We start from the raw sequence: 24,247 nt of genomic DNA, 5'->3' as shown, positions 1-24,247 counted from the left end.
TTACTACTTTTATGCCGCAGAAACTACCTTATTCGGACTCATGATCACGGTTCGTGATGCGTCAACTACGAGACAGTCTCGCATCGAGAGGTCTCAACCCGGGCAAACCCGGCGCCCCTAGTTGCAGCGCTCCAGCAGCTGCACGGCACGCCACCGGGCGACCAGCTTGTCGTACGCCGCCGAGGCCTCCTCCGCCTCACCCCGGGAGAGCCCGGCCAGCCCGGTCGCGACCAGCTCGGTCGAGTCGTCGGCGGCGAGCGTCTCGTCGGGCAGCAGCTGCACCAGGCCGCCGTAGTCCAGCTCCACCACCGAGCGGGGGTGGAACTCCTCCAGCCAGCGGGCGGCCTCCTCGACCGCCTCGGTGATCGGCGCCTCGCCGACCGACTTCCGCAGCACGGACAGCGCGCGGGACGACCGGCGGCGCGCCTTGGAGATCTCCGTCCGGTAGCGCAACGCCCGCCGCTCCGGCTCGGTGACCAGGTGCCGCTCCTGCGCCTCGAAGAGCACGAACCAGCGCAGCGGCACGCCCCAGGTGGCGATCTGCTCGTGCACCCGGGGCACCCCGTGCTCCAGCACCCGCGCCCCGCTGCGCCAGTCCTCCACCACCGCCTTGGCCTGCCCGGCCAGGACCGGCGGGACGAACGCGTCCGCCAGCACCGAGGGCACCCCGTCGCGGGCGCTCAGCGCCGCCTCGGCGACCCGGATCCGCAGGTTCCAGGGGCAGACCAGCAGGGTGTCGTCGGCCTCCAGGACGTACGCCTCCTCGGGGAGGTCGGGCAACCGGGTCCAGCCCGCGCCCAGCGCCTCGATCACCGCCGTCCGCTGCCGGACCGGCCCCTCAAGCGGGGCGACCGCCCGGCCCTCGTTGACGTAGCGGCGCCAGTACGACTGGCGGTCGCGATCGAAGGCGGTCAGCGGCTCGTACACGCGCAGGTATGAGGCGAAGAGCGACGGCACGGCGACGATCCTCCCACGAGACGGGACTTGTCCGCCGCCGCCGTCACGAGGCGTCGTGACGTGCGCGACAGTACGGCTGCGGCCGATATTAGGCTCAGCAGCACCGGCACCATCCCGCCGGCGTGCCAACAGGTTCCGCGCCCCACAAGGACGCACACCGACACAGGAGTCAGCCATGGGCGTATTCGCCAGCACCGACGACCCGGGATCCACCGGTCACGAACAGGTCGTCTTCTGCCAGGACAAGCAGTCCGGCCTGAAGGCGATCATCGGGATCTACTCCACCGCGCTGGGCCCCGCCCTCGGCGGCACCCGGTTCTACCCGTACGCCAGCGAGGCCGACGCCCTCGCCGACGTGCTCGACCTCTCCCGGGGAATGGCGTACAAGAACGCCCTGGCCGGCCTCGACCTCGGTGGCGGCAAGGCGGTCATCTGGGGTGACCCGGAGCAGATCAAGAGCGAGCCGCTGCTGCGCGCCTACGGCCGTTTCGTGGAGTCCCTGGCCGGGCGCTACTACACCGCCTGCGACGTCGGCACCTACGTCGCCGACATGGACGTGATCGCCCGGGAGACGAGCTACGTCACCGGCCGCAGCGTGGAGCACGGCGGCGCGGGCGACTCCTCCGTCCTCACCGCCTGGGGTGTCTTCCAGGGCATGCGGGCCGCCGCCGAGCACGTCTGGGGCACCCCGACCCTGGCCGGCAAGCGGGTCGGCGTGGCCGGCCTGGGCAAGGTCGGCAAGTACCTCACCGGCCACCTGCTGGAGGACGGGGCGGAGGTCGTGGCGACCGACGTCAACTCGAAGGCCCTGGAGTGGGTGCGCGCCACCCACCCGCAGGTCACGCTGGTCGACGACACCGCGGCGCTTGTCGCGTCCGACATCGACGTGTACGCCCCGTGCGCGCTGGGCGGCGCCCTGAACGACGACACGGTGCCGGTGCTGCGCGCGAAGGTGGTCGCCGGGGCGGCCAACAACCAGCTCGCCCACGCGGGCATCGAGAAGGTCCTCGCCGACCGGGGCATCCTCTACGCCCCCGACTACGTGGTGAACGCCGGCGGCGTGATCCAGGTGGCCGACGAGATCGAGGGCTTCAACTTCGACCGCGCCAAGCTGCGGGCCACCCGGATCTTCGACACCACCCGGGAGATCCTGCGCCTCGCCGACGACGAGGGCGTCCCGCCGGCGGTGGCCGCGGACCGGCTCGCCGAGCGGCGGATGGCCGAGGTCGGCCGGCTGCGCACCATCCACCTGCGCTGAACGTCACCCCCGGGGGCGGGCACTGGCCCGCCCCCGGGCCGCGCCGGCTCGCGCACCAGCGTTAAGCTGCGATTGGGATGTTTCGTGCCGGTTTGACCGCTGTCATGGCCGGCCCCGGTGCCCACCCCTTACCGGGTACACTTTGTGACGGCCGGATCACTGCGACGCGCAGGGCCGGTTGACGGTAACCCGAGGTGCCGAACGGTGGCATCCCCATGTACCGTAAGAGCCACGAGAGATGCCTGACGTCATCGGGGCCCGCCTTCGGGCTGCCCCGCATTCTGTGCGAGGGGGTCGAGCCATGGGGCGCGGCCGTGCTAAGGCCAAGCAGACGAAGGTGGCGCGGGAGTTGAAGTATCACTCCCCGAACACCGACCTCACCGCCTTGCAGCGCGAGTTGGCGGGTGCTGGTGGGAAGTCTGAGCAGCACTTCGACGACGACTACAAAGAGTATGTCGACGACGATGATGAGGATCACCCGGACGACGACCCGGACACCTGGGTCCGTCCGACCCGCTGACCTCCGGTCGCATCTGAGCACGCGGTGACTCCCCGCGTGCTCACGCATGTGCCCATCCAACGCGGCGCACCGACGATCAGGGACCTCGCCGTCCCGGAGCCACTCCGGCCGACCGGCAGGTCCCTGATCGTGGACGCGTACCGTCAGCGGGGCCGGTTGTTCCAGTTGTAGAACGTCGGGATGTTCTCGAAGTGGTTCCAGGCGCACACCGCGCTGGCACCGTCGCCGCCCGACACCTCCGCCCGCAGCAGGCGCGCGGCCTCGGCCTCGTGGAGAAGTGCGGTCAATCCGGCGGCGGCCTCCCGCACCCGGTCCACGACGGGATCAGGGGCGGCTCCTCCGACGCGCTCAGGCTGCCGGTGACTCGTGGTCTCGGGCATGCTCCAACACTCCCTCCAGTAAGCGGATCTTGCTGTTGCGGCAGTGCTCGGTCTCCGTACCGTCAAAACGCCCCAGCTCGAAGTAGCGGTTGGCCGCGTGGCCGCCGCCGCAGAAGCCGAAGTAGGGGCAGGAGGACCGGCACGCCTCCACGCCGGTGAGGAACTCGCCCACCCAGGGCGTCCGCCCGGCGCCGGCCAGGATCTCGGCCAGCGGGGTGGTCAGCACGTTACCGCTGCTGAAGTCGCCGTAGCGCGGGTCGGTGAAGCCGGCCAGCTCCGGGGAGAGCACGACCACCGAGCCGTCGTGGCTCACCGTGGGGATCGGGTCGAGCCGGCGGGGCAGCAGGTCGTCCGCCGTGCCGGCCAGGACGGCGCCGGCGTACCGCAACGACCACTCGATCTCGCGCAGGTGGATCCGGGGATCCCGGCGCCAGGCGCCGACCAGCTCGGCCCAGAACCCGGTCACCGCGGCCGCGTCCCGGGCGTTCGTGCGGGTGTTCACGCCCTCGGTCTCCTCGATGTTGATCCCCAGCACGTCGCAGCCGAGGTCGAGGAAGTAGTCGTAGAGCTCGGTGGCCAGCCCCGGCTCCGGCCGGGAGACCACGGCCAGCGCCGAGAAGGGCAGCCCGTGCCGGCGCAGCGCCGCCACCCCGGCCAGGATCCGGTCGTACGCCGGCCGGCCGCCCCGGGTGACCCGCTCACCGTTGCGGGCCCGCGGGCCGTCCACGCTCACGCTGACCCGGATCCCGTGCTCGACGAAAAACGCGCACCAGGCGTCGTCGATAAGCGTGGCGTTGGTCTGGACGTGGTGCTCCACCGCCGGACCGAACGGGGCAAGCAGGGCCGCCAGGTGCTCCCGGCCGGCCGCGAGCGGCTCCCCGCCGTGCCAGACCACCGAGAAGCGTCCGGAGGCCGCCCAGGGGTTCACCGAGGCCGCCACCGCCTCGGCGACCGTGAGAGGCATCCGCCGGTCGGCCGCCCGCAGCGGCAGGTAGCAGTAGACGCAGTCGAGGTTGCAGAGCGTGGTCGGCTGCATCACCACGTAGGAGGGGACGGCGGCGATGCCCCGCATGCCGGTGTGCGTACGCGCAGCCATCAACCCTCCCCCGCCTAGCCTGAACCGCCCTTCAGGCTAGGCGGCGGTGACCACTCGGGTGAACCCCCGATCAGGTGCCCGGATGATCACCGGAGAGTGATCATCCGCGGGTGTGCTGCCCGATCATCTGCACGTTGCCGGTGCCCTCGATGATCTCGCCGGCCTGCCAGGCGTCGACGCCCCGGCCGGTCAGGGTGGCCAGCGCGCGGTCCGCGTCCTCGGCCGAGACGATGGCGAACATGCCGACGCCCATGTTGAACGTCGCCTCCATCTCCGGGTCCTCGATCCGGCCCTTGGACTGGATCAGGTCGAAGATCGGCTGCGGCTTCCACGTGGAGCGGTTGACCACCGCGTCGACGTGCTCGGGCAGGACCCGGACCAGGTTGCCCGGGATGCCGCCGCCGGTAACGTGGGCCAGGACCCGCACCTCGGCCTCGGCGATCAGCTTGAGGCAGTCCTGCGCGTAGATCTTGGTGGGGGTCAGCAGCTCCTCGCCGAGGGTGCGCTGCCGGCCGAAGTCCTCGATGACCACGTCCAGCCGCATCCGGCCGGCGCCCAGCAGCACGTGCCGGACCAGCGAGTAGCCGTTGGAGTGCAGGCCCGAGGAGCGCATGGCGATCACCACGTCGCCCACCTCGACCCGCTCCGGGCTGAGGATGTCGCTCTCCTCCACCACGCCCACGCCGGTCGCGGAGATGTCGTACTCGTCGGGGCGCAGCACGCCCGGGTGCTCGGCGGTCTCGCCGCCGAGCAGGGCGCAGCCGGCGTACCGGCAGCCGTCGGCGATGCCGGCGCCGATCTCGGCGACCTTGTCCGGGACGACCTCGCCGGTGGCGATGTAGTCGAGCAGGAAGAGCGGCTCGGCGCCGCACGCCACCAGGTCGTCGACCACCATGGCGACCAGGTCGATGCCGACCGTGTCGTGGATGTCGAGCTGCTGGGCGATCACCAGCTTGGTGCCCACGCCGTCGGTCGAGGAGGCCAGGATCGGGTTCTTGTACTTCTTCGTGTCCAGCCGGAACAGGCCGGCGAAGCCGCCCAGGTCACCCATGACCTCCGGGCGCCGGGTCTGCCGGACCTTGGACTTCAGCAGCTCGACCGCGCGGTCGCCCGCCTCGATCGACACCCCGGCGTCGGCGTACGAGACCGAGCGTTTGCGCTGCGTACGGCCGGTCCCCGCCGACCAGGGCTGGCGGTCGCCGCCGGCGCCCGTCGGGCTGGATCCTGCGCCGCTGCGCTCGGACACGTGCGTCACGGTTCTCCCCTTTGTGGTTCCCGCGGGCCGGTCGGTGCGGCCGGGTCCGCGTCGGTGGTGCTACGGGCGGTTGCTCGGCGTGGCGACGAGCGCGGCGGTGGTTGCGGCGGGCTCGGACGCCTCGGCGGCGACCCGGCGGCCCACTCCTTCGAGCACGTGCTTGCCGATCAGGTTCCCGGCCGGCAGCTCGATCGGGTATTCCCCGTCGAAGCAGGCCCGGCAGAGTCGGGTCTTCGGCTGCTCCGTCGCGGCGATCAGGCCGGGGAGCGATACGTAGCCCAGCGTGTCGGCCCCGATCGACCGACGGATGCCCTCGTTGTCCAGCCCGTTGGCCAGCAGCTCGGCGCGGGTGGCGAAGTCGATCCCGTAGAAGCAGGGCCAGCGGACCGGCGGCGAGGAGATCCGGACGTGGACCTCCAGCGCCCCCGCCTCGCGCAGCATCCGCACGATGGCCCGCTGGGTGTTGCCCCGGACGATCGAGTCGTCCACCACCACGAGGCGCTTGCCGCGGACGTTCTCCCGCAGCGGGTTGAGCTTGAGCCGGATGCCGAGCTGGCGCAGGGTCTGCGAGGGCTGGATGAAGGTGCGCCCGACGTACGGGTTCTTCATCAGGCCCTGGCCATAGGTGATGCCGGACTCCTCGGCGTAGCCGATCGCGGCCGGGGTGCCGGACTCCGGCACCGGGATGACCAGGTCGGCCTCGACCGGGTGCTCCCGGGCGAGCTGGCGGCCGATCTGCACCCGGGCGGAGTGCACGTTCCGCCCGGCGATGGTGGCGTCCGGGCGGGCGATGTACACGTACTCGAAGAGGCAGCCCTTGGGCTCCGGGGCGGCGAACCGGCTGGACCGCAGCCCGTCCTCGTCGATGGCGATCAGCTCGCCCGGCTCCACCTCGCGGACCACGCTCGCGCCGACGATGTCCAGCGCGGCGGTCTCGCTCGCCACCACCCAGCCGCGCTCCAGCCGGCCGAGCACCAACGGGCGGACGCCGTGCGGGTCGCGGGCCGCGTAGAGGGTCGACTCGTCCATGAAGACGAAGCTGAACGCGCCGCGCAGCTGGGGCAGCACCTCCAGGGCGGCCGCCTCGACGGAGAGGTCGGGGCGGCTGGCCAGCAGCATGGTGACCAGCGAGGTGTCGTTGGTCGAGCCGTCGGAGTCCACGCCCCGCTCGGCCACCTCACGCTGGAGCTCGGCGGTGTTGACCAGGTTGCCGTTGTGGGCCAGCGCGATCGTGGTGCCGGCGCTGGTGGCCCGGATGGTCGGCTGGGCGTTCTCCCAGGTCGAACCGCCCGTGGTCGAGTAGCGCGCGTGCCCGATCGCCACGTGCCCGCGCAGGCTGGCCAGCGTCGGCTCGTCGAAGACCTGGGCGACCAGGCCGAGGTCCTTGTAGACCACCACGCCCGAACCGTCGCTCACCGCGATGCCCGCGGCCTCCTGGCCGCGGTGCTGGAGGGCGTAGAGCCCGAAGTAGGTCAGGTTGGCGACCTCCTCCCCGGGCGCCCAGACACCGAAGACGCCGCACGCGTCCTGGGGGCCGGGTCGCTGGGGGTCAAGGTCGTGGCTCAGCCGGCCATCGCCTCGGGGCACCTGCCGCTCCCTCAATGCTGGGGTCTGGACTGGCCTTGGCGGAGGTCGGGGGGCAAGCTCCGCACGGTGGGCCGGGGACCGTGGTCGCCTCACAGTGTACGCGAACAGCCGACGACACCGACAGTCACGATCCGCCCGCGCAGCGTGATCGCCCGGAGCGCGTCGCCACAGCTACAGCGGCAGGTGCTCGGAGAGATCCGCCCTGATGCCGGACACGCGTACCCGACCCTCGGTGACGGCCTCCGCCCAGCCGAGGCGGCCCGTGGCCAGCGCCAGCCAGGTCGCCGGGTCCATTTCCACCACGTTCGGGGGCGTTCCGCGGGTGTGTCGCGGCCCCGCCACGCACTGCACGGCACCGTAGGGTGGAACCCGCACCTCCACCGATCGGCCGGGGGCGCGCTCCGCGAGGACGGCCAAGAGGGTACGGACCGCCTCCCGGAACACCGGCCGTTCGGGCGTACGCCCCTCATCCAGCGCCGTCAACGTTGCCGCGACCGCGGCCGAATAAGTGTGCGGAGAGGACACGACGGGACGATACGACCCGGCAGCATCCCGCTCGACGCTGGCCCTGGGTAGAGATGATCCGGTCAGACAAGGCATAGTTGCCGACGGCGTATTCGTACCGTGAGTGATCACCCTGGCCGGACCGGCCGGCGGGGAGATCAGACCCGGAAGGCGGTGGACGTGTCAACACACCGACGTGCCTGGAAGCAGCGGGCCGGTGTGGTCGTAGCGCTGGTCTTCGGCGCGCTGCTCGCCGTCCCCGCCACACCCGCCCTGGCGGCTCCCAACATCAGCAACGTGTCCGCCTCGCCGAACTCCGTCGAGGCGGGCGGCTCCGTCAAGGTGAGCTACACCCTCAACTTCACGGACCCGCTCTCCGCCGCCGACGTCTCGGTCACCTCCAGCAACCCGAAGCTCAACTGCGTCGACGGCTGCTCACGCGGTCGGGTGGATCAGAACGGCACCTTCGACGCCACGTTCCGGGCTGCCTCCGACGCGCCGAACGGCTCCGCCACGATCACCATCAAGGCGACGGATTCCAACGGGCCCAACAAGCAGGAGCAGTCGGCCACGGTGACGGTGACCCTCGTCGCCAAGGCTCCGCCGGCCCCGCAGACGGTCAAGTCGGTCTCCGGCAAGGTCGTCATCTCGGCCAACGGCGAGCCGATCGCGGGCGCACTCGTCATGCTCCGGGACAGCCGGAGCAACCAGCGCCGGACCACCACGGACAGCAGCGGCAACTTCCGCTTCACCGGCTCCGACTCGGACCCCATCGCGCCGGGCCGGATCGACCTGGGCGCCTCCAAGGACGGCGCCGAACCCGGTACGAAGTCGATCGACGCGGCGGCCGGTCAGTCCGTGACCGGCCTGCGCATCAGCGTGCCGCTCAAGGTCGAGGCCAGCCCCAGCGCCACCCCGTCCGCGAGCGAGGAGGCCCTGCCGAGCGACGAGGCGACCGACGAGGCGACCGACGAGCCGGCCAGCGAGCAGCCGGCCGCCCAGCAGCCGGCCGCCAACGAGGACTCCGGCAGCTTCGGCTCCTGGCTGCTGATCCTGCTCGGCGGCCTCTTCGTCGCCGTCGGTGTGGGCACCATCGTGCTGCTCTACATGCGGCGCAAGAACGAGGACGGCGACGGCGACGGGGACGGCCCACACGGGCCGACCGGCCCCGCTGGCCCGGCCGGCGCGGTGCCGGGCGCCCGGGGCGCCTACCGCGGCGCGGACGACCAGACCCGGGTGGTCAACGGCATGGGCGCCGGTGCGACGCCGACCATGGTCGGTGGCACCTCCCTGAGCGACGCGCCGACCATGATGCACCGCCCGGTCGTCGACGACGTGCCGCCGGACCCGTACGGCGCGCCGCCCGGCCCGGCCTACGGCGCCGGGGCCGGCGCCGGTCAGGCCGGCTGGGCCGGCAACGGCTACGGCGACGGGGCTCCCGGCCAGGGCGGCTACGGCGGCGACAACGGCTACGGCGCCGCACCGGCCTCGGGCGGCGGCTACGGCGCCGCCCCCTCATCGGGTGGCGGCTACGGCACCGCCCCGTCCTCCGGTGGCGGCTACGGGAGCCGGGACTACGGCGCCGGCGCCGCCGGTTACCCGCCCGCACAGGGCGGCGGCTACGGCGGCGAGCGTTACGACGAGCCCACCGGCCGCTACACCGGCGACAGCACCCAGTACGCCCCGCCGGCCGATCCGTACCCGACCAGCACCTACCAGCCGGACCAGGGCCGGGGCTACGACCAGCCCGGTCAGGGCCAGTACGGCCGCGGCCCGGAGCAGGGCGGCAACGGCTACGGTTCCGGTGGCGGCTACGGCGCCCCGGCGGGCGGCTACGACAACGGTCCCGCGGGCGGCTACGGCGGCCAGCAGGGCGGCTACGACAGCGCCCCGGCCGGTGGCTACGACAGCGGCCAGACCGGCGGCTACGACGCTCGCCAGGCCGGCTACGACGGCGGCCAGACCGGCGGCTACGACCAGCGCGGCGGCTACGGCGGCGGCGACGGTTACGGCCAGCCCCAGCAGGGTGGCTACGGCCAGCCGGGCGGCTACGGCCAGGAGCAGCCGCCGCAGCAGCGTGGCGGTGGCTACGACAACCAGGGCTACGACCAGGGTGGCTACTACGCCGACCCGGCCGAGGCCGGCCGGGGCCGACCGGACGCCCCGCAGGACCGCGGCGGCCGCCGCCTGGACTGGCTGGACGACTGACCGCGTGGGGCGCGAGCGCCCCGACCGAGCACGACGAGAGTGGCCGCCCGGCTCAACCGGGCGGCCACTTCACGTAGGGGCGACGTCGGTCGAGACCTTCTCCGCGCCGATCCGCCGGATGCGTTCGGTGCCCCAGGTCCCCAGGGATGCCAGTGCGGCGTTGAGGGACACGCCGTGTTCCGTCAGCGAGTACTCCACCTTCGGCGGCACCTCGCGGTACACCTCACGATGCACGAGCCCGTCTTCTTCCATCTCCCGCAGGTGCTGGATCAGCATCTTCTCGCTGACGCCCGGCAGGCCGCGTCGAAGCTCGGCGAATCGGCGGGTCCCGTGGTGGTGCAGCTCCCAGAGAATCAGCGACTTCCACTTGCCGGCCACGACGTCCATGGCGGCGTCGATGCCGCAGAAGTACGGACCCCGTCGTGCTGATGTCGCCATCCGTCCTCTTTCCCGGGACCTACTTACCCGAAGGTGGGTACCCCACCAATTAGTCGGTACTGGTCACCCTAGCGGGTAGCGGAGAGGATCTCCCCGAACGACGAACGCGAGGGGAGTCCCGACATGACAACCGACGACAGCGTCCAGGTGAGCGTCCTCGGACTGGGCGCGATGGGCAGCGCGCTGGCCGCCGCCCTGGTGCGGGCCGGACAGGCGACGACCGTCTGGAACCGTTCACCGGGAAGGGCGGACGATCTCGTCGCGCAGGGCGCGCGGGCCGCCGCGACGGCAGGCGACGCGGTCCGGGCCAGCCCGCTGGTGATCGCCTGCCTGCTGGACCACGCCTCGGTCCACGAGGTGCTCGATCCGCTCGCCGGCGACCTGGCCGGACGTACGTTGATCAACCTGACCACGACGTCACCCGAACAGTCGCGCGAGCTGGCCGCCTGGGCCGCCGACGCGGGGATCGCCTACCTGGACGGCGGCATCATGGCCGTCCCCGCCATGATCGGTCAGCCCGGGGCGTCGATCCTCTACAGCGGATCGGCCGCCGTCTTCGACCGGTACAGGCCGCTGCTCGATGTGTGGGGCGACAGCACCTACTTCGGTGCGGATGCCGGGCTGGCGTCGCTGTACGACCTCGCCCTGCTCGCCGGCATGTACGTCATGTTCGCCGGCTTCCTGCACGGCGTCGCCATGGTCGCGCCCGCCGGCGTGACCGCCCGCGATTTCGCCGCCATGGCCGCGCCGTGGCTGACCGCCATGACCGGCGCCTTCCAGGGGTTCGCCGCGGTCGTCGACGGCGGGGACTACACGGTGGAAGGGCAGCAGAGCCTGGCCTTCTCCGACCTCGCCCTCGGCGGCATCGTGGCCGCCAGCGCCGACCAGGGCGTCCGTACCGACGCGCTCGTCATGGTCCAGCGCCTCATGCGACGCCAGATCGATGCCGGCCACGGGCAGGAGGGCTTCGCGCGGATCATCGAGAGCATCAGGCAACCCGGCTGAGGAGAAGCGGCGCGCCCACGAGGCGGTCGCCGGCGTCAGGCGGGGGCGAAGTAGCCCTGCCGCAGCACCGGCACCACGTCGGAGACGCCGACCTCGACGGCGACGTCCACGTCCCGGGCGAAGCCACCCTCGATGAGTTCCCGGCCGGAGACGCAGCCACGGACCGCCGCCGGCACGTCGGGCGTGCTGGCCAGGGCGGCCAGGGCCATGGCCGCCTCCACGGAGAGCCCGCCGGGCACCCCGGACAGGGCGTCCAGCACGCTGGCCGCCCCGAGCTGGTCCTCCACGCCGGGGCGCAGCGACCCGTCCGGCCAGCGCTCACCGGCGGCCACCACACCGACCGGGGCGTCGGTCGAGCCGTACCCCTGGGCGCGCAGCCAGCGGCCGACGGCGGGCGCGTTGCGCAGGCAGGCCGCGACCACCGGCACGCCGGTGGCGCTCGCGGCGGCGCTGATGGCCGAGCCGTTCGGCGACGGCAGCACCAGGTCGGCGACGACCGGCGCGGTTCGCAGCGCCGCCGGGGAGAGCGACCACGGGTGTTCCGGGGTCGTCTTCCGGCGGCCGACCGCGGCGACGGCGCCGACCCGGCGGGCGTAGTCGGCGGCCTGCTCGCCCCACGGGAACGGGTGCACCCGCATGCCGCGGCTGACCGCCACCTCCACGGCGGTGGTGAACGAGAGCACGTCCACCACCACCAGGGCGGCGCAGACCCGGCCGAGCTCCGCGGCCCCGCTCAGCCCCCAGTCGAACCGGGCGCCGGCGCCGGGTTGGGCGAAGACGGCCAAGGCCAGGGCCTCAGCGCTGATCCGGCGCGGGGCGCTGGTCGTCGTCACCGGTGGCCGTCGCGGAACTCTCCGGGCCCGACGCCGCCTCGGGAGCGTCGCCGGCGTCGGTGGTGGCGTCGGCGACCTCCGCCGGAGCCTCGTCGGCCGGAGTCCCGTCCGTCGCGGTGCCGTCGGCCGCCGGAGCGTCCGCGGCTGCCACGGGAGCGGCCGCCTCGGCCCCGGTCTCCGCGGGAGCGGAACCGGCCCGCGCGATCGGTTCGGCGTCGACCTCGGCCGGGTCGACACCGACCGGCTGCTCGGCGGTGGCCGGCAGGACGGTGGTGGTCCCGGTGCGGGTGGCCTCCACCTCCACCTGGGCCGCCCCCGCGCCGCCGAAGAGGCGCGGCAGCGTGGCGGTGTGCGCCTCGCGCAGCTCGTCGAGGCCGATCCGGAACTGGCCGTGCACCTCCAGGGCGCCGCCGGCCGGGTCGGTGACCCCGATGAACTCCCACGGCACACCGCGCTCGGCGCAGAGGGCGGTGAACGCCTTCTCGTGCCCCCGCGGCACCGACACCAGCACGCGGCCGGCGGACTCGCTGAACAGGAAGACGAACGGCATCGAGCCGCCGGTGAAGTGCTCCGGCACCACGACCCGGGCGCCGACCCCGCGCCGCAGGCTCGACTCGACCAGGCTTTGGGCGAGACCACCGTCGGAGAGGTCGTGCGCGGAGCTGAGGTGCCCGACCCGGGCCGCCTCGGCGAGCAGCTCGGCGAGCTGCCGCTCGCGGGCCAGGTCGACCTGCGGCGGGATGCCGCCCAGGTGCTCGTGGGTCACCCAGGCCCACTCCGAGCCGGAGAGCTCGACGTGCGTCTCGCCGAGCAGGAAGAGCTGGTCGTGGTCGCCGGCCGGCCGCGGCACGAAGCCCATCGGCACCCGGTCCGCCACGTTGTCCAGCACGCCCAGCACGCCGACCACCGGGGTCGGGTGGATGGCCGCCGCGCCGGTCTGGTTGTAGAAGCTGACGTTGCCGCCGGTCACCGGGATGCCCAGCTCCAGGCAGCCGTCCGCCAGGCCGCGCACGGCCTCGGCGAACTGCCACATCACGCCCGGGTCCTCCGGCGAGCCGAAGTTGAGGCAGTTGGTCACGGCGATCGGCTTCGCGCCGGTCACCGCCACGTTCCGGTACGCCTCGGCCAGCGCGAGCTTCGTCCCGTGGTACGGGTCGAGGCGCGCGTACCGGCCGTTGCCGTCGACGGAGAGGGCGACACCGAGGCCGGTCCGCTCGTCGATCCGGATCACGCCGGAGTCCTCCGGCTGGGCGAGCACGGTGTTGCCCAGCACGTACCGGTCGTACTGCTCGGTGACCCAGGTCTTGTCGGCCAGGTTCGGCGACGCGATCATGCGGAGCAGGGTCTCCCGGAGCGCCTCCGGGTTGCTCGGCCGGGGCAGCGTCTCGGCCCGGTCGGCCTGGAGCAGGATCAGGTCGGCCGGCTCGCGCATCGGGCGGGCGTAGACCGGCCCGTCGTCGACCAGCGAGCCCGGCGGCACGTCCACCACGAGCTGGTCGCGCCAGGTGATGACCAGCCGGCCCGGCTGGCCGTCCGGCGACGGCGCGGTGACCTCGCCGATGGCGGTGGCCCAGACGCCCCACTTCTCGGCGGTCTTGAGCACCGCGTCGAGCTTGTCCGGGGAGACGACCAGCAGCATCCGCTCCTGGGACTCGCTGGCCAGGATCTCGTGCGGCTCCATCGAGGGCTCGCGCAGCGGCACCCGCTCCAGCCAGACCCGCATGCCGGTGCCGGCGGAGGCGGCGGTCTCGGTGAGCGCGCAGGTCAGGCCGGCGCCGCCGAGGTCCTGGATGCCGACGACCAGCTCGGCGTCGTAGAGCTCCAGGCACGCCTCGATGAGCAGCTTCTCCATGAACGGGTCGCCCACCTGCACGGACGGGCGGCGCTGCTCGCTGCCCTCGTCGAAGGTGGCGCTGGCCAGCACCGACACGCCGCCGATGCCGTCGCGGCCGGTCTTGGCGCCCATCAGCACCACGACGTTGCCGGGGCCGGTGGCGTCCTTCTTCTGAAGCCGGTCGACCGGCAGCACGCCGAGGCAGAGCGCGTTGACCAGCGGGTTGCCCTGGTAGCAGGGGTCGAAGACCACCTCGCCGCCGATGTTGGGCAGGCCGAGGCAGTTGCCGTAGCCGCCGACGCCGGCCACCACGCCGGGCAGCACCCGGGCGGTGTCCGGGTGGTCGGCCGCGCCGAAGCGCAGCGGGTCCATGACGGCGACCGGGCGGGCGCCCATGGCGAGGATGTCCCGGACGATGCCGCCCACACCGGTCGCCGCGCCCTGGTACGGCTCGACGAAGCTCGGGTGGTTGTGCGACTCGACCTTGAAGGTCACCGCCAACTCGTCGGAGACCTGGACCACGCCGGCGTTCTCGCCGATGCCGGCCAGCAGCCGGTCGCTCGGCGGGGCCTTCTCCCCGAACTGGCGCAGGTGCACCTTGCTCGACTTGTAGGAGCAGTGCTCGCTCCACATGATCGAGTACATGGCCAGCTCGGACTGGGTGGGCCGGCGGCCCAGGATGTGCCGGATCCGGTCGTACTCGTCGTCGCGGAGGCCCAGCTCGGCGTACGGCTGGAGCTCCTCGGGGGTGCCGGCGGCCCGGGGCACGGTGTCCACGCCGGGGGCCCAGTCCTCGGCCGGGCCGGCCTGCGGCACCACGCCCGGCGTCTCCCGCAGGGCCGGGTCCGGATGGGTGGTCATGACCTCTCCTCGCTGCGCTCGCCGCCGTGGCGGCGGGTGAGCCGACCGATGATCCCGCCGGTCACGCCGGGGCCCCCACCAGGTGCTTCAGCACCGAGGTGAAGAAGCCGAGGCCGTCCAGGGAGGGGCCGGTGAGCGCCTCCACCGCGTGCTCGGGGTGCGGCATGATGCCGACCACGTTGCCGGCCTCGTTGGTGATCGCGGCGATGTCGCGCTGCGATCCGTTGGGGTTGCCGCCGACGTAGCGGGCGACGACGCGGCCCTCGGCCTCCAGCCGGTCCAGTGTCGCCGGGTCGGCGACGTAGCAGCCCTCGCCGTTCTTGACCGGGACGAGCACCTCCTGGCCGGGCTGGAACGCGTTGGTCCATGCGGTGCCGACGGCCTCGATCCGGAGGACCTGGTCGCGGTTGCGGAAGTGCAGGTGCTGGTTGCGGGTGAGCGCGCCGGGCAGCAGGTGGGCCTCGCAGAGGATCTGGAAGCCGTTGCAGATGCCGAGCACCGGCAGGCCGCCGCGGGCGGCCTCGACGATGGTCCCCATCACCGGGGCGAACCGGGCGATCGCGCCGCAGCGCAGGTAGTCGCCGTAGGAGAAGCCACCGGGCAGGACGACGGCGTCGACGCCGTGCAGGTCCGGGTCGCCGTGCCAGAGCCGGACCGGTTCGGCGCCGGCGATCCGGACGGCCCGGGCGGCGTCGCCGTCGTCGAGCGAGCCGGGGAACGTCACCACACCGACCCGGGCGGTCACGAGCGCGCGTCCGCGGTCTCGTCGGCCTCGACCAGGTGGACGGTGAAGTCCTCGATGACCGGGTTGGCGAGCAGCTTGTCGGCGATCTCCCGGGCCCGGTCCAGGTCCGGTTCACCGGTGAACTCGATCTCGATCCGCCTGCCGATCCGGACCGAGGCGACGTCGCTGACGCCGAGCCGGGGCAGCGCGTTTGCGACGGCCTGGCCCTGAGGATCGAGGATCTCGGGCTTGAGCATGACGTCGACGACGACGCGAGGCACGGGGCACTCCTGACTGTGTACGCAGTTGGGTGCCGGCCCACAACGGGCGAGCGCAGCCAGCCTACCTGGCAGATACGGTCCCGCCCGCACCGGCCGGGGCCGGGTCAGGCAGTGATCGGCGTGACCGGCCGCCGGGACGGAAGGCCGATGCGAGTTCGTTGCGGCGTCGATACGAATTTGTTGCCCGACGCGGCCGCCGGCCCGCGGCGACAGGCCTCTCACCAGGCATTTTGCCGTACGGCCCGGGTGGTGGGACCGGTTTCCGACAGACGGCGGGCAGACCCCCGCACAGCCGGTCGATCGATCCACCGATTTCGATCGAACTCTTGTGACGAACATCAGCCGGCCCTTAGCATTCATCGCCAAGCGTCGATGAGTTCATCGACCGGCCCACCGGGTCCACCCCGCCCCGGTCGGGTCACCCCCGGCCCGGCGACCCCGGGCGCCCCCTCCGCAGAAGGAGTCCTCGACATGCGCCTCCGTCCCCTGCTCGCCGTGCTGACCACCGCCCTCGCCGGCGTGCTCGCCACCGCCTCCGGCGCCGCCGCCGCGCCGGCCGGCCCGCAGCCGATCATCGGTGGCAGCACCGTCTCGTCCGCCCCGTGGGCCGCCGCCGTGTTCAGCAACGGCTCGTTCACCTGCTCCGGAAGCGTCATCGCCTCCCAGTGGGTGCTCACCGCCCGACACTGCGTCAGCGGCTCGATGTCGGTCCGGGTCGGCAGCGTCTACTACGCCTCCGGCGGGGTCACCCGCACGGTGAGCGCCTCCTACACCCGCTACGACCTGGCCCTGCTCCGCCTGTCCAGCGCGGTCAGCACCTCCACCGTGACGCTGGCCAGCAGCAACCCGCCGGTCGGCTCGACCAACTCGATCTACGGCTGGGGCATGACCTGCTACAGCGGCTGCGGCGCGTCTCCCCAGCTCAAGACCGCCAGCGTGCAGGTGACCAGCACCAACGCCACCGACGCCTACGGCGGCCAGGCGATCCGCAGCACCCGGATCAACGGCAACGCCTGGCGGGGCGACTCGGGCGGCCCGCAGTTCTACAACGGCCGGCAGGTCGGCGTGGCCTCCACCGCCGACGGCTACAGCATCCAGAACTACGGCAGTGTCGCGTACAACCGGTCCTGGATCACCTCGGTTACCGGTGTCTGACGGTTAGCGCCGGTGCGGCGCGGATGGGCCGGTGGCACCCCGCCCGTCCGCGCCGCGCTGTTTTGCAGCATCCGATCAGGTGAACACGGCTCACGAACCGGCCGCCCGACGGCTGACAGCATCGGAACCGTGCTGGTCGTGACGACGGATCAACTGCCCGGCTACGAGATCCGCCAGATCCTCGGCGAGGTGGTCTCCTCGATGGCGCGGACCCGCAACCCGTACCGCGAGGGGGTCAAGAACCTGCGCGGTGGCGCCTACGACCCGATGGCGCCGGACAACCTCACCCGCTGGCGTACCGACTCGGTGGCCCGGCTCGGCGAGGAGGCCATGCGGCTCGGCGCGAACGCGGTGATCGGCATGCGCTTCGACAGCCGGGACTGCGGCGAGATGTGGATGGAGATCTGCGCGTACGGGACGGCGGTGATCGTCGTACCCAAGACGCCCGACGTCATGCCGCCGGACCAGCCGATGATCGCGGCCGAGACCGCCCACGAACCGGAGATCGCCTCGGCGCCCGGCGGCATCGCCGAGCCGGCAAGCGCCCCCAACCTCCGTACCGCCGGCGAGACCCCCACTCCCGGCTCCTGACCGCTCAGAGAATGGGGGGCGGGGAGTAGGCGGCGGCTTCGGGGTGCGCTTCCACGATCTTGGCGATGCGGGCGGTCACCCGGTCGACCTGGGCGCCGGCGGCGCCGACGAAGGCGTTGCGGTCGGCAACCAGGGCGTCGATCTCGGCCCGGCTCAGCCCCAGCCGCCCGTCGGCCCCCAGCCGGTCGAACAGGTCGTTCTCGGCGGCGCCCTTCTCCCGCATGGCCAGCGCCACGGCGACCGCGTGCTCCTTGATCACCTCGTGCGCGACCTCCCGGCCGACGCCCCGGCGGACCGCCGCGACCAGGATCTTGGTGGTCGCCAGGAAGGGCAGGAAACGCTCCAGTTCCCGGTTGATCACCGCCGGGTACGGCCCGAACTCGTCCAGCACGGTGAGGAACGTCTGGAACAGGCCGTCGGCGGCGAAGAAGGCGTCCGGCAGGGCCACCCGGCGGACCACCGAGCAGGAGACGTCCCCCTCGTTCCACTGGTCGCCGGCCAGCTCGCCGACCATCGACAGGTAGCCCCGGATGATCACCGCGAAGCCGTTCACCCGCTCCGACGAGCGGGTGTTCATCTTGTGCGGCATGGCGCTGGAACCCACCTGGCCGGGCTTGAAGCCCTCGGTGACCAGCTCCTGGCCCACCATGAGCCGGATCGTGGTGGCCAGCGACGACGGCCCGGCGGCGACCTGGGCCAGCGCGGAGAGCACGTCGAAGTCCAGCGACCGCGGGTAGACCTGGCCGACGCTGTCCAGCACTCGGGCGAAGCCCAGGTGCCCGGCGACCCGGCCCTCCAGCTCGGCCACCTTGCCGGCGTCGCCGTCGAACAGGTCGAGCTGGTCGGCGGCGGTGCCCACCGGCCCCTTGATGCCCCGCAGCGGGTAGCGGTCGATCAGGTCGGTCAGCCGCTCGTACGCGATCAGCAGCTCCTCGGCCGCCGAGGCGAAGCGCTTGCCCAGCGTGGTGGCCTGCGCGGCGACGTTGTGCGACCGGCCGGTCATCACGAGGCCTGAGTATTCGTGGGCGTGCCAGGCCAGCCGGACCAGGGTGGCGACCACCCGGTCCCGGATCAGCTCCAGCGAGGCCCGGACCTGGAGCTGCTCGACGTTCTCGGTGAGGTCCCGGGAGGTCATCCCCTTGTGCACGTGCTCGTGCCCGGCGAGCGCGCTGAACTCCTCGATCCGGGCCTTCACGTCGTGCCGGGTCACCCGCTCGCGCTCGGCGATCGAGGCCAGGTCCACGTCGTCGACCACCCGCTCGTACGCCTCGACCACCCCGTCCGGCACCGGCACGCCGAGGTCCCGCTGGGCCTTCAGCACGGCGAGCCAGAGCCGCCGCTCCATCCGTACCTTCTCCTCCGGCGACCAGAGGGCGACCAGCTCGGGCGAGGCGTACCGGTTGGCGAGCACGTTCGGGATCGTCACGGCCCCATTCTTTCGTACGCGCCGACCAGCGCCCCGGCCGCCCCACGAGCCGGATCAGCGCGGGGCGGGCCGGCCGGTGAGGGCGTGGTAGAGCCCGGCGCAGGCGTCCTCCTCGGTGTCGAAGCGCTGGCGGACGTCGTGCACGCCGCGCTCGTAGAGGCCGATCTCCCAGCCACCGCCCGGGGCGTGGCGGAGGAACCAGAAGTCGGCCGGGACCGGCACGTGCTCGTGCACGCCTTCCAGCTCGAAGGCGTCCGGCGACAGTCCCGCCGCCAGCAGGGCCCCGCGTACCTGGTGCCGATCCACACCCACCTCCCGTCCCGCTCGAGCCGATGATGGAGAGGTTCCGGGCCTGAACAAGACGGTTGTCCGTTCAGCCACCCGATCGGGTCATCTCGTCGACCTCGAAATCCGCCGTCCGTTATGCCGGCCGGGACAGCGGGACACGGGCTGACCGGCGAAGATCATCCTCGGCTCTCCCTGGGCCCTCCTTCCTCCTCGAACCGAGGATCCGCATGCGCAAACCTCTCTTCGCCGGGCTCACCGCGGCCGCGTTGACCGGTGGCTCACTCCTGACCTTCGCCGGCGCGGCACAGGCCGCGGACGGGACGACCCTCTACGTCCGACCGGCGGTCACCACCTGCGCCGACACCGGGCCCGGCACCTACGACCAGCCGTTCTGCTCGATCGGCGCCGCAGCGGCGGTCGTCTCGGCCGGGCAGACCGTCGAGATCAGCGGCGGCGTCTACCGGGAGCACGTCACCGTCACCCGGTCCGGCACGCCGGACGCGCCCATCGTCTTCCGGGGCGGCCCCTCCAGCTCGCAACTGGTCGGCCCGGCGGGCGGAATCACCATCGACGGCCAGCACGACATCAGGATCGAACGGATCCAGGTCCCCGGCGCGGCCGACGGTCCCGCACTCGACATCCGCAACGCCGCCCGTGTCACGGTCGAGGGCGGCGGCTACTCCCTGACGAGCGGTGTGACCGGGACGGCCGTGCGCCTTTCCGGCGTCACCGACTCGGTCCTGAGCAACTTCTTCGTCTCCGGCACCTCGCTGACCACCGGCGTGTCGCTGGACGACGCCACGTCCGGCGTCCGCCTGTCGTCCGTAGGCGTCGTCGGCAACCCGGTCGACCCGATCGAGCAGAGCGTCGGGGTACGGATCGAGGGCACCGACAACACGGTCGTCGGCGGTTCCCTCAGTCGCCTCACCGGCGCCGCCATCAGCATCGCGGCGAGCGCGCGCGGAACGACCGTGGCGAACAACGAGATCAGCGAAGGGGTCGGCTACGGCGTCCACAACGCCGGTGCCGCCGGCTCGGCGATCACCAACAACACGATCCAGGACCGGTGCCGAGGCGGCGTCCGCGTCGACGCCGGGTCCACCGGCGTCTCGGTGCAGAACAACCGGCTCGTCAAGAGCCGCGACCACAGCTGCCCGTCACCGCCCGGGCAGGGCGTGCAGATCGCCGTCGAGGGCAGCGCCACCGCCGACACGGTGGTCGACTACAACCTCGCCGACCTTTACACGCCCGGCTCCTCGGCGATCTACGCCTGGAACGGCACCCGGATGGGCCTGGCGGCCTTCCGCACCGCCTCCGGCCAGGCTGCCCACGACCTCGACACCCCGGGCCCGACGGGCGGCTACGACTCGGCCAACTCGGCCGCTCCGGGCTTCCCGGTGACCGACCGCAACGGCACCGCCCGAGTTGACGACCCCGCGGTGCCGAACACCGGCGCCGGGCCGCTGCCCTACGCCGACCGGGGGGCGGTCGAGACCGTCCGCGGCCCGGACACCCGGTTCGCCCTCACGCCGGACCTCGACACGGGCTCGGTCACCGTGGACGCCTCCGCCACCGTGCCGGGGGTCGCGCCGATCGCCACCTACCGGTTCGACTTCGGCGACGGCACGATCGTCACCCAGGACACGCCGATCGCCACCCACCGGTACGCCACCCGGAACACGTACAGCGTCTCCGTGCGGGCCACCGGCACGGACGGCCGCAAGGACGACACCACCCACGCGGTGAGCGTGCTGCCCCGCACCGGCACCGTCGGCCTGCTCACCACCTCCGCCCTCCGGTACGTCGCCCCGATGGCCAACGTGCCGTGGCCGGCGCTCGGCGCGGACCGGTCCGACCTCGGTCCGACCGCCCGGCTCGACCTGGTCGACGCGGGCGACGGCAAGGTGGCCCTGTTCCTGCGTTCGGCCGGGCGCTACGTCACCGCCGACACGGCCGGGGTGGCGGCGCTGACCTACCAGACCGTGGTGGTCGGCGACACCGAGCGGTTCACCCTGCTCCGCAACGCCGACGGCACGATCAGCCTCAAGTCCGTCGCCGGCGGCAGGTTCGTGACCGCGACCGCGAACGCGACCACGCCGCTGATCGCCAACGGCACGACCATCGGCACCGACCAGAAGTTCTACCGGGTCGACGTGGCCAACGCGGGACGCACCCTGAAGGCGGGCGCCAACGGCCGCTTCGTCACCGCGGACAGCGGCAGTGTCAAGCCGCTGATCGCGAGCGCCACCAGCGCCGGCACGGCGCAGCGGTTCGACCTGCTCGACCTCGGTGGCGGCAAGGTGGCGCTCCTGGCCTGGGCCAACCGGCTGATCGTCTGCGCGGACGGCGCCGGCGCCAAGCCGCTGATCGCCAACCGCACCAGCGCCGGCGCGTGGGAGAAGTTCACCCTGGTCCGCAACACCGACGGCACGGTCAGCCTCAAGGCGGCGGTCAACAGCCGCTACGTCACCGCGGACAGCGGCGGCGCCAAGCCCCTGATCGCCAACCGCACCGCCATCGGCCCCTGGGAGAAGTTCACCCTAGGCGGCTGAGCGCACGACGAGCGACGCCCGCCCGGCCGCGACAACCGGGCGGGCGTCGTCGTCACCTCCACGCGAAATGCGCGACCGGGGCAGCGGGAACACCTCCCGATGGGTAAAGATCGACCCGGGCCCGGTCCGGGTCCCTCCTCTCCTCGACCGAGGACGCACATGCGCAATCCCTCCCTCGCCGGGCTCACCGCACTCGCGCTGACCGGCGGATCCCTGCTGTCCTTCGCCACGCCGGCCCAGGCCGCCGAAGAGACGGTCCTCTACGTCCGCCAGACGTCGACCGCCTGCTCCGACACCGGACCTGGCACCCTCGCCCAGCCCTACTGCTCCATCACCCCGGCCGTCGCGCGGGTCACCGCCGGCCAGACCGTCGACATCGGGAAGGGCACCTATCCGGAACGCCTCACCGTCGACAGTTCCGGCAGCTCAGACCAGCCGATCACGATCCGCAACAGCGGCGGCGCCGTTCTCAACGGCGGGACGGCCGGTGTCGTCGTCATCGACCAGCACGACATCCTGCTGCAAGACCTCTGGGTGAGCCGGGCCGTCGACGCGCCCGCGCTCGAGCTGAAGAACGTTTCGAGGATCACGATCGAAGGCGGCAGCTACGCGATGGCGGACGCCGCCACATTGCCCGCCGTCCGGCTCACCGGGGTGACGCAGTCGACCCTCGCAGGGTTCAAGGCCATCGGAGTGGCCGCCATGAGTGGGGTGAGTCTGGACACCGCGACCACCGGCGTGGATGTCCGTTCCGCGATCGTCGGAAGCTCAGCAACGTTCGACAACCTCGACCGAGTCGGCATCCGGATCGACGGGCCGGGAAACACTGTCCGGAACAGCACCATCGGCGGGTTCACGGGGGCGGAGATCGCGCTGGGCCCGGCCGCGGTGGGCACCGTGGTGGCGAACAACGAGTTGAACGGCGGAGCGGGCACGGGCATCCACAATCGCGGCGCAGCCCGGACGGCGATCACCAACAATCGGATCCAGAGCAGTTGCCGAGACGGTGTCCGGATCGACGGCGCCTCCACCGGCGTCTCGGTCCAGAACAACGTGCTGGCCTCGAACGGCCTCTTCGGGCAGCCCTACTGCGACCCTTCTGCCGAGCCGGGCGCGGAGATCGGTGTCTACGGCGCCGCCCGAGGCGACACGGTGGTCGACTACAACAACACCTATCACTTCGGCTCACCGTCCGGTTCCGCGTACTCCTGGGATGGCAGCCGGATGGGTCTGGAGGCGTTCCGGGCCGTCTCCGGGCAGGCCGCGCACGATCTGGACACCCCGTCCCCCTTCGACAAGGAGGACTCGGCAAACTCTGCGGCACCCGGATTCCCGGCGACCGATCGCAACGGCAACACCCGTGCCGACAACCCGTCGGTGCCCAACACCGGCGGCGGGCCGATGCCCTGGGCCGACCGCGGCCCGACCGAGCGCCTCGGGAGCCCCAGCGCCCAGATGGAGGCGGGGCTGGATCTCGGCACCCGCACCGTCCGGGTCGACGCCTCCGCCTCGCTCCCCGGATACGTCCCGATCACCGAGTACGTCATCGACTTCGGTGACGGCACCGTGGTCACCCAGGACAAGCCGATCGCCACGCACACGTACGCGAGGAACGGCACCTACACCGTGTCGGTCCGGGTGTCCGGCATCGACGGTCGCACGGCCACCGTCACCAGATCCGTCAGCCTCCTGCCGCGTACCGGCACGGTCGGCTTGCTTTCCCTGTCCAACCTGCGCTACGCGTCGTCGACCGTGGCCGGGTGGAGTGTGCGTGCCGACCAGGCGGCGCTGGATGCCGGCGGCCAGTTCGACCTGGCCGACGCCGGCAACGGGCAGGTCGCCCTGCTGTCCCGAGCCACCAACCGCTACCTGTCCGTCGACGGCACCGTACGTCCGGTCAACGCGGCAGTCGGCCCCACCGAGACGTTCTCCCTGGTCCAGAATCCGGATGGCACAGTCAGCCTCCGGTGGACCGGCGGCGGCTACGTGGGCGTGTCGTCGAGCACCGATCTGACTGCGGTCGCCACCACGGTCGGCACGAGGGAGAAGTTCTACCGGGTGAACGTCGCCGACGCGAACCGCTCGTTCAAGGCCGGCGCCAACGGCAGGTACGTCACCGCGGAGAACGCCGGCGCCAATCCGCTGATCGCCAACCGGACCAGCGTCGGCCCGTGGGAGCGGTTCGACCTGGTAGACCTCGGCAGCGGCCAACTGGGCGTCTTCGCCCACGCGAACAACCGCTTCGTCTGCGCGGACAACGGCGGCGTCAACCCGCTGATCGCCAACCGGCTCAGCGCCGGCGCGTGGGAGAAGTTCACCCTGGTCCGAAACACCGACGGCACGGTCAGCCTCAAGGCGGCGGTCAACAGCCGCTACGTCACTGCAGATAGCGGCGGCGCCAAGCCCCTGATCGCCAACCGCACCGCCATCGGCCCCTGGGAGAAGTTCACCCTCGGCAGCTGACCGGAACGCAGGACGCCCGCCCGGATCCATC

The 24,247-nt window shown here is 72.3% G+C and carries 21 protein-coding genes; 8 read left to right on the top strand and 13 right to left on the bottom strand.

Annotated elements, in window-relative coordinates:
* Positions 1 to 117 precede the first annotated feature (117 nt).
* Positions 118 to 957 carry a hypothetical protein gene (locus tag NLX85_RS29285; RefSeq protein ID WP_254340566.1) on the bottom strand — a complete coding sequence of 280 codons (840 nt, stop codon included), beginning with the start codon at positions 955 to 957 and terminating at the stop codon, positions 118 to 120.
* A gap of 175 nt (positions 958 to 1,132) precedes the next feature.
* Here NLX85_RS29285 and NLX85_RS29280 point away from each other — a divergent pair, with 175 nt between their 5' ends.
* Positions 1,133 to 2,215: a Glu/Leu/Phe/Val dehydrogenase gene (locus tag NLX85_RS29280; protein ID WP_254340564.1), complete on the top strand. Its 1,083-nt coding sequence runs from the start codon at positions 1,133 to 1,135 to the stop codon at positions 2,213 to 2,215.
* 301 nt (positions 2,216 to 2,516) lie between these two features.
* On the top strand, positions 2,517 to 2,735 hold the full coding sequence (locus NLX85_RS29275) for a DUF3073 domain-containing protein (protein ID WP_254340563.1): 219 nt from the start codon (positions 2,517 to 2,519) through the stop codon (positions 2,733 to 2,735).
* 143 nt (positions 2,736 to 2,878) lie between these two features.
* On the opposite strand, the gene amcA is transcribed toward NLX85_RS29275, so the two are convergent.
* From amcA to NLX85_RS29250, 5 genes are all read right to left on the bottom strand, one after another.
* Positions 2,879 to 3,115: a multiple cyclophane-containing RiPP AmcA gene (amcA, locus tag NLX85_RS29270; RefSeq protein WP_139131895.1), complete on the bottom strand. Its 237-nt coding sequence runs from the start codon at positions 3,113 to 3,115 to the stop codon at positions 2,879 to 2,881.
* Positions 3,084 to 4,187, bottom strand: coding sequence for a cyclophane-forming radical SAM peptide maturase AmcB (gene amcB / locus NLX85_RS29265; RefSeq protein WP_254340898.1), 1,104 nt, complete (start codon positions 4,185 to 4,187; stop codon positions 3,084 to 3,086). The genes amcA and amcB overlap by 32 nt, the downstream gene beginning before the upstream one ends.
* A gap of 124 nt (positions 4,188 to 4,311) precedes the next feature.
* On the bottom strand, positions 4,312 to 5,466 hold the full coding sequence (purM, locus tag NLX85_RS29260) for a phosphoribosylformylglycinamidine cyclo-ligase (RefSeq protein ID WP_091315768.1): 1,155 nt from the start codon (positions 5,464 to 5,466) through the stop codon (positions 4,312 to 4,314).
* A gap of 60 nt (positions 5,467 to 5,526) precedes the next feature.
* Positions 5,527 to 7,053 carry an amidophosphoribosyltransferase gene (purF, locus tag NLX85_RS29255; RefSeq protein ID WP_254340561.1) on the bottom strand — a complete coding sequence of 509 codons (1,527 nt, stop codon included), beginning with the start codon at positions 7,051 to 7,053 and terminating at the stop codon, positions 5,527 to 5,529.
* Positions 7,054 to 7,224: 171 nt separating this feature from the next.
* A complete protein-coding gene (locus NLX85_RS29250; RefSeq protein WP_229791370.1) occupies positions 7,225 to 7,578 on the bottom strand; it encodes a sterol carrier family protein in 354 nt (117 codons plus the stop codon).
* 159 nt (positions 7,579 to 7,737) lie between these two features.
* Here NLX85_RS29250 and NLX85_RS29245 point away from each other — a divergent pair, with 159 nt between their 5' ends.
* Positions 7,738 to 9,765, top strand: a complete 2,028-nt coding sequence (locus NLX85_RS29245; protein WP_254340560.1) for a carboxypeptidase-like regulatory domain-containing protein — start codon at positions 7,738 to 7,740, stop codon at positions 9,763 to 9,765.
* 69 nt (positions 9,766 to 9,834) lie between these two features.
* On the opposite strand, the gene NLX85_RS29240 is transcribed toward NLX85_RS29245, so the two are convergent.
* The gene (locus NLX85_RS29240) at positions 9,835 to 10,203 is read right to left on the bottom strand and encodes a helix-turn-helix domain-containing protein (RefSeq protein ID WP_254340558.1); all 369 of its coding nucleotides are present in this window, start codon (positions 10,201 to 10,203) and stop codon (positions 9,835 to 9,837) included.
* A gap of 123 nt (positions 10,204 to 10,326) precedes the next feature.
* On the opposite strand from NLX85_RS29240, the gene NLX85_RS29235 reads away from it, so the two are divergent.
* On the top strand, positions 10,327 to 11,208 hold the full coding sequence (locus tag NLX85_RS29235; protein ID WP_254340556.1) for an NAD(P)-dependent oxidoreductase: 882 nt from the start codon (positions 10,327 to 10,329) through the stop codon (positions 11,206 to 11,208).
* Positions 11,209 to 11,243: 35 nt separating this feature from the next.
* Here the strand turns inward: NLX85_RS29235 and NLX85_RS29230 are convergent, their stop codons facing one another.
* The 4 genes from NLX85_RS29230 to purS form a co-directional block, all read right to left on the bottom strand.
* Positions 11,244 to 11,993 carry a 2-phosphosulfolactate phosphatase gene (locus NLX85_RS29230; protein WP_254340896.1) on the bottom strand — a complete coding sequence of 250 codons (750 nt, stop codon included), beginning with the start codon at positions 11,991 to 11,993 and terminating at the stop codon, positions 11,244 to 11,246.
* Between the two features lie 10 nt (positions 11,994 to 12,003).
* Positions 12,004 to 14,736, bottom strand: a complete 2,733-nt coding sequence (gene purL, locus NLX85_RS29225) for a phosphoribosylformylglycinamidine synthase subunit PurL (RefSeq protein ID WP_254340555.1) — start codon at positions 14,734 to 14,736, stop codon at positions 12,004 to 12,006.
* Between the two features lie 61 nt (positions 14,737 to 14,797).
* Positions 14,798 to 15,481: a phosphoribosylformylglycinamidine synthase subunit PurQ gene (gene purQ / locus NLX85_RS29220; protein ID WP_254340553.1), complete on the bottom strand. Its 684-nt coding sequence runs from the start codon at positions 15,479 to 15,481 to the stop codon at positions 14,798 to 14,800.
* Entirely contained in the window at positions 15,478 to 15,741 is a 264-nt protein-coding gene (purS, locus tag NLX85_RS29215) for a phosphoribosylformylglycinamidine synthase subunit PurS (protein ID WP_091315782.1), read from the bottom strand. Before purS ends, purQ begins: the two co-directional genes overlap by 4 nt.
* Before the next feature lie 471 nt (positions 15,742 to 16,212).
* Between purS and NLX85_RS29210 the strand changes: the two genes are divergently transcribed.
* Together NLX85_RS29210 and NLX85_RS29205 are read left to right on the top strand one after the other, a co-directional pair.
* Positions 16,213 to 16,896, top strand: a complete 684-nt coding sequence (locus tag NLX85_RS29210; RefSeq protein WP_254340552.1) for a DUF1986 domain-containing protein — start codon at positions 16,213 to 16,215, stop codon at positions 16,894 to 16,896.
* Positions 16,897 to 17,025: 129 nt separating this feature from the next.
* On the top strand, positions 17,026 to 17,487 hold the full coding sequence (locus tag NLX85_RS29205; protein ID WP_254340551.1) for a YbjQ family protein: 462 nt from the start codon (positions 17,026 to 17,028) through the stop codon (positions 17,485 to 17,487).
* 4 nt (positions 17,488 to 17,491) lie between these two features.
* Here NLX85_RS29205 and purB read toward each other — a convergent pair whose 3' ends face one another.
* Positions 17,492 to 18,913, bottom strand: coding sequence for an adenylosuccinate lyase (gene purB, locus NLX85_RS29200; RefSeq protein ID WP_254340550.1), 1,422 nt, complete (start codon positions 18,911 to 18,913; stop codon positions 17,492 to 17,494).
* A gap of 54 nt (positions 18,914 to 18,967) precedes the next feature.
* Complete coding sequence (locus tag NLX85_RS29195; protein ID WP_254340549.1) at positions 18,968 to 19,219, bottom strand: hypothetical protein; 252 nt, start codon at positions 19,217 to 19,219, stop codon at positions 18,968 to 18,970.
* Between the two features lie 209 nt (positions 19,220 to 19,428).
* Between NLX85_RS29195 and NLX85_RS29190 the strand changes: the two genes are divergently transcribed.
* Together NLX85_RS29190 and NLX85_RS29185 are read left to right on the top strand one after the other, a co-directional pair.
* Positions 19,429 to 21,753 (top strand): PKD domain-containing protein, encoded by a 2,325-nt coding sequence (locus NLX85_RS29190; RefSeq protein WP_254340548.1) that lies wholly within the window; start codon positions 19,429 to 19,431, stop codon positions 21,751 to 21,753.
* A gap of 159 nt (positions 21,754 to 21,912) precedes the next feature.
* Positions 21,913 to 24,216, top strand: coding sequence for a PKD domain-containing protein (locus tag NLX85_RS29185; protein WP_254340547.1), 2,304 nt, complete (start codon positions 21,913 to 21,915; stop codon positions 24,214 to 24,216).
* Positions 24,217 to 24,247: the final 31 nt, after the last annotated feature.

Source organism: Micromonospora sp. A3M-1-15, from assembly GCF_024213425.1.
GTDB classification, from domain to species: Bacteria; Actinomycetota; Actinomycetes; order Mycobacteriales; family Micromonosporaceae; genus Micromonospora; species Micromonospora chersina.
The sequence above is the reverse complement of the archived record's forward strand: the minus strand, read 5'-3'. Positions and strand labels throughout refer to the sequence as shown.

Excerpts from the sequence above, each read along its gene's own strand:
- amcA (WP_139131895.1), bottom strand. The coding sequence starts at position 3,115 with ATGCCCGAGACCACGAGTCACCGGCAGCCTGAGCGCGTCGGAGGAGCC.
- NLX85_RS29240 (WP_254340558.1), bottom strand. The coding sequence starts at position 10,203 with ATGGCGACATCAGCACGACGGGGTCCGTACTTCTGCGGCATCGACGCC.
- NLX85_RS29185 (WP_254340547.1), top strand. The coding sequence starts at position 21,913 with ATGCGCAATCCCTCCCTCGCCGGGCTCACCGCACTCGCGCTGACCGGC.
- NLX85_RS29280 (WP_254340564.1), top strand. The coding sequence starts at position 1,133 with ATGGGCGTATTCGCCAGCACCGACGACCCGGGATCCACCGGTCACGAA.
- purL (WP_254340555.1), bottom strand. The coding sequence starts at position 14,736 with ATGACCACCCATCCGGACCCGGCCCTGCGGGAGACGCCGGGCGTGGTG.
- NLX85_RS29210 (WP_254340552.1), top strand. The coding sequence starts at position 16,213 with ATGCGCCTCCGTCCCCTGCTCGCCGTGCTGACCACCGCCCTCGCCGGC.
- NLX85_RS29235 (WP_254340556.1), top strand. The coding sequence starts at position 10,327 with ATGACAACCGACGACAGCGTCCAGGTGAGCGTCCTCGGACTGGGCGCG.
- NLX85_RS29190 (WP_254340548.1), top strand. The coding sequence starts at position 19,429 with ATGCGCAAACCTCTCTTCGCCGGGCTCACCGCGGCCGCGTTGACCGGT.
- amcB (WP_254340898.1), bottom strand. The coding sequence starts at position 4,187 with ATGCGGGGCATCGCCGCCGTCCCCTCCTACGTGGTGATGCAGCCGACC.
- NLX85_RS29275 (WP_254340563.1), top strand. The coding sequence starts at position 2,517 with ATGGGGCGCGGCCGTGCTAAGGCCAAGCAGACGAAGGTGGCGCGGGAG.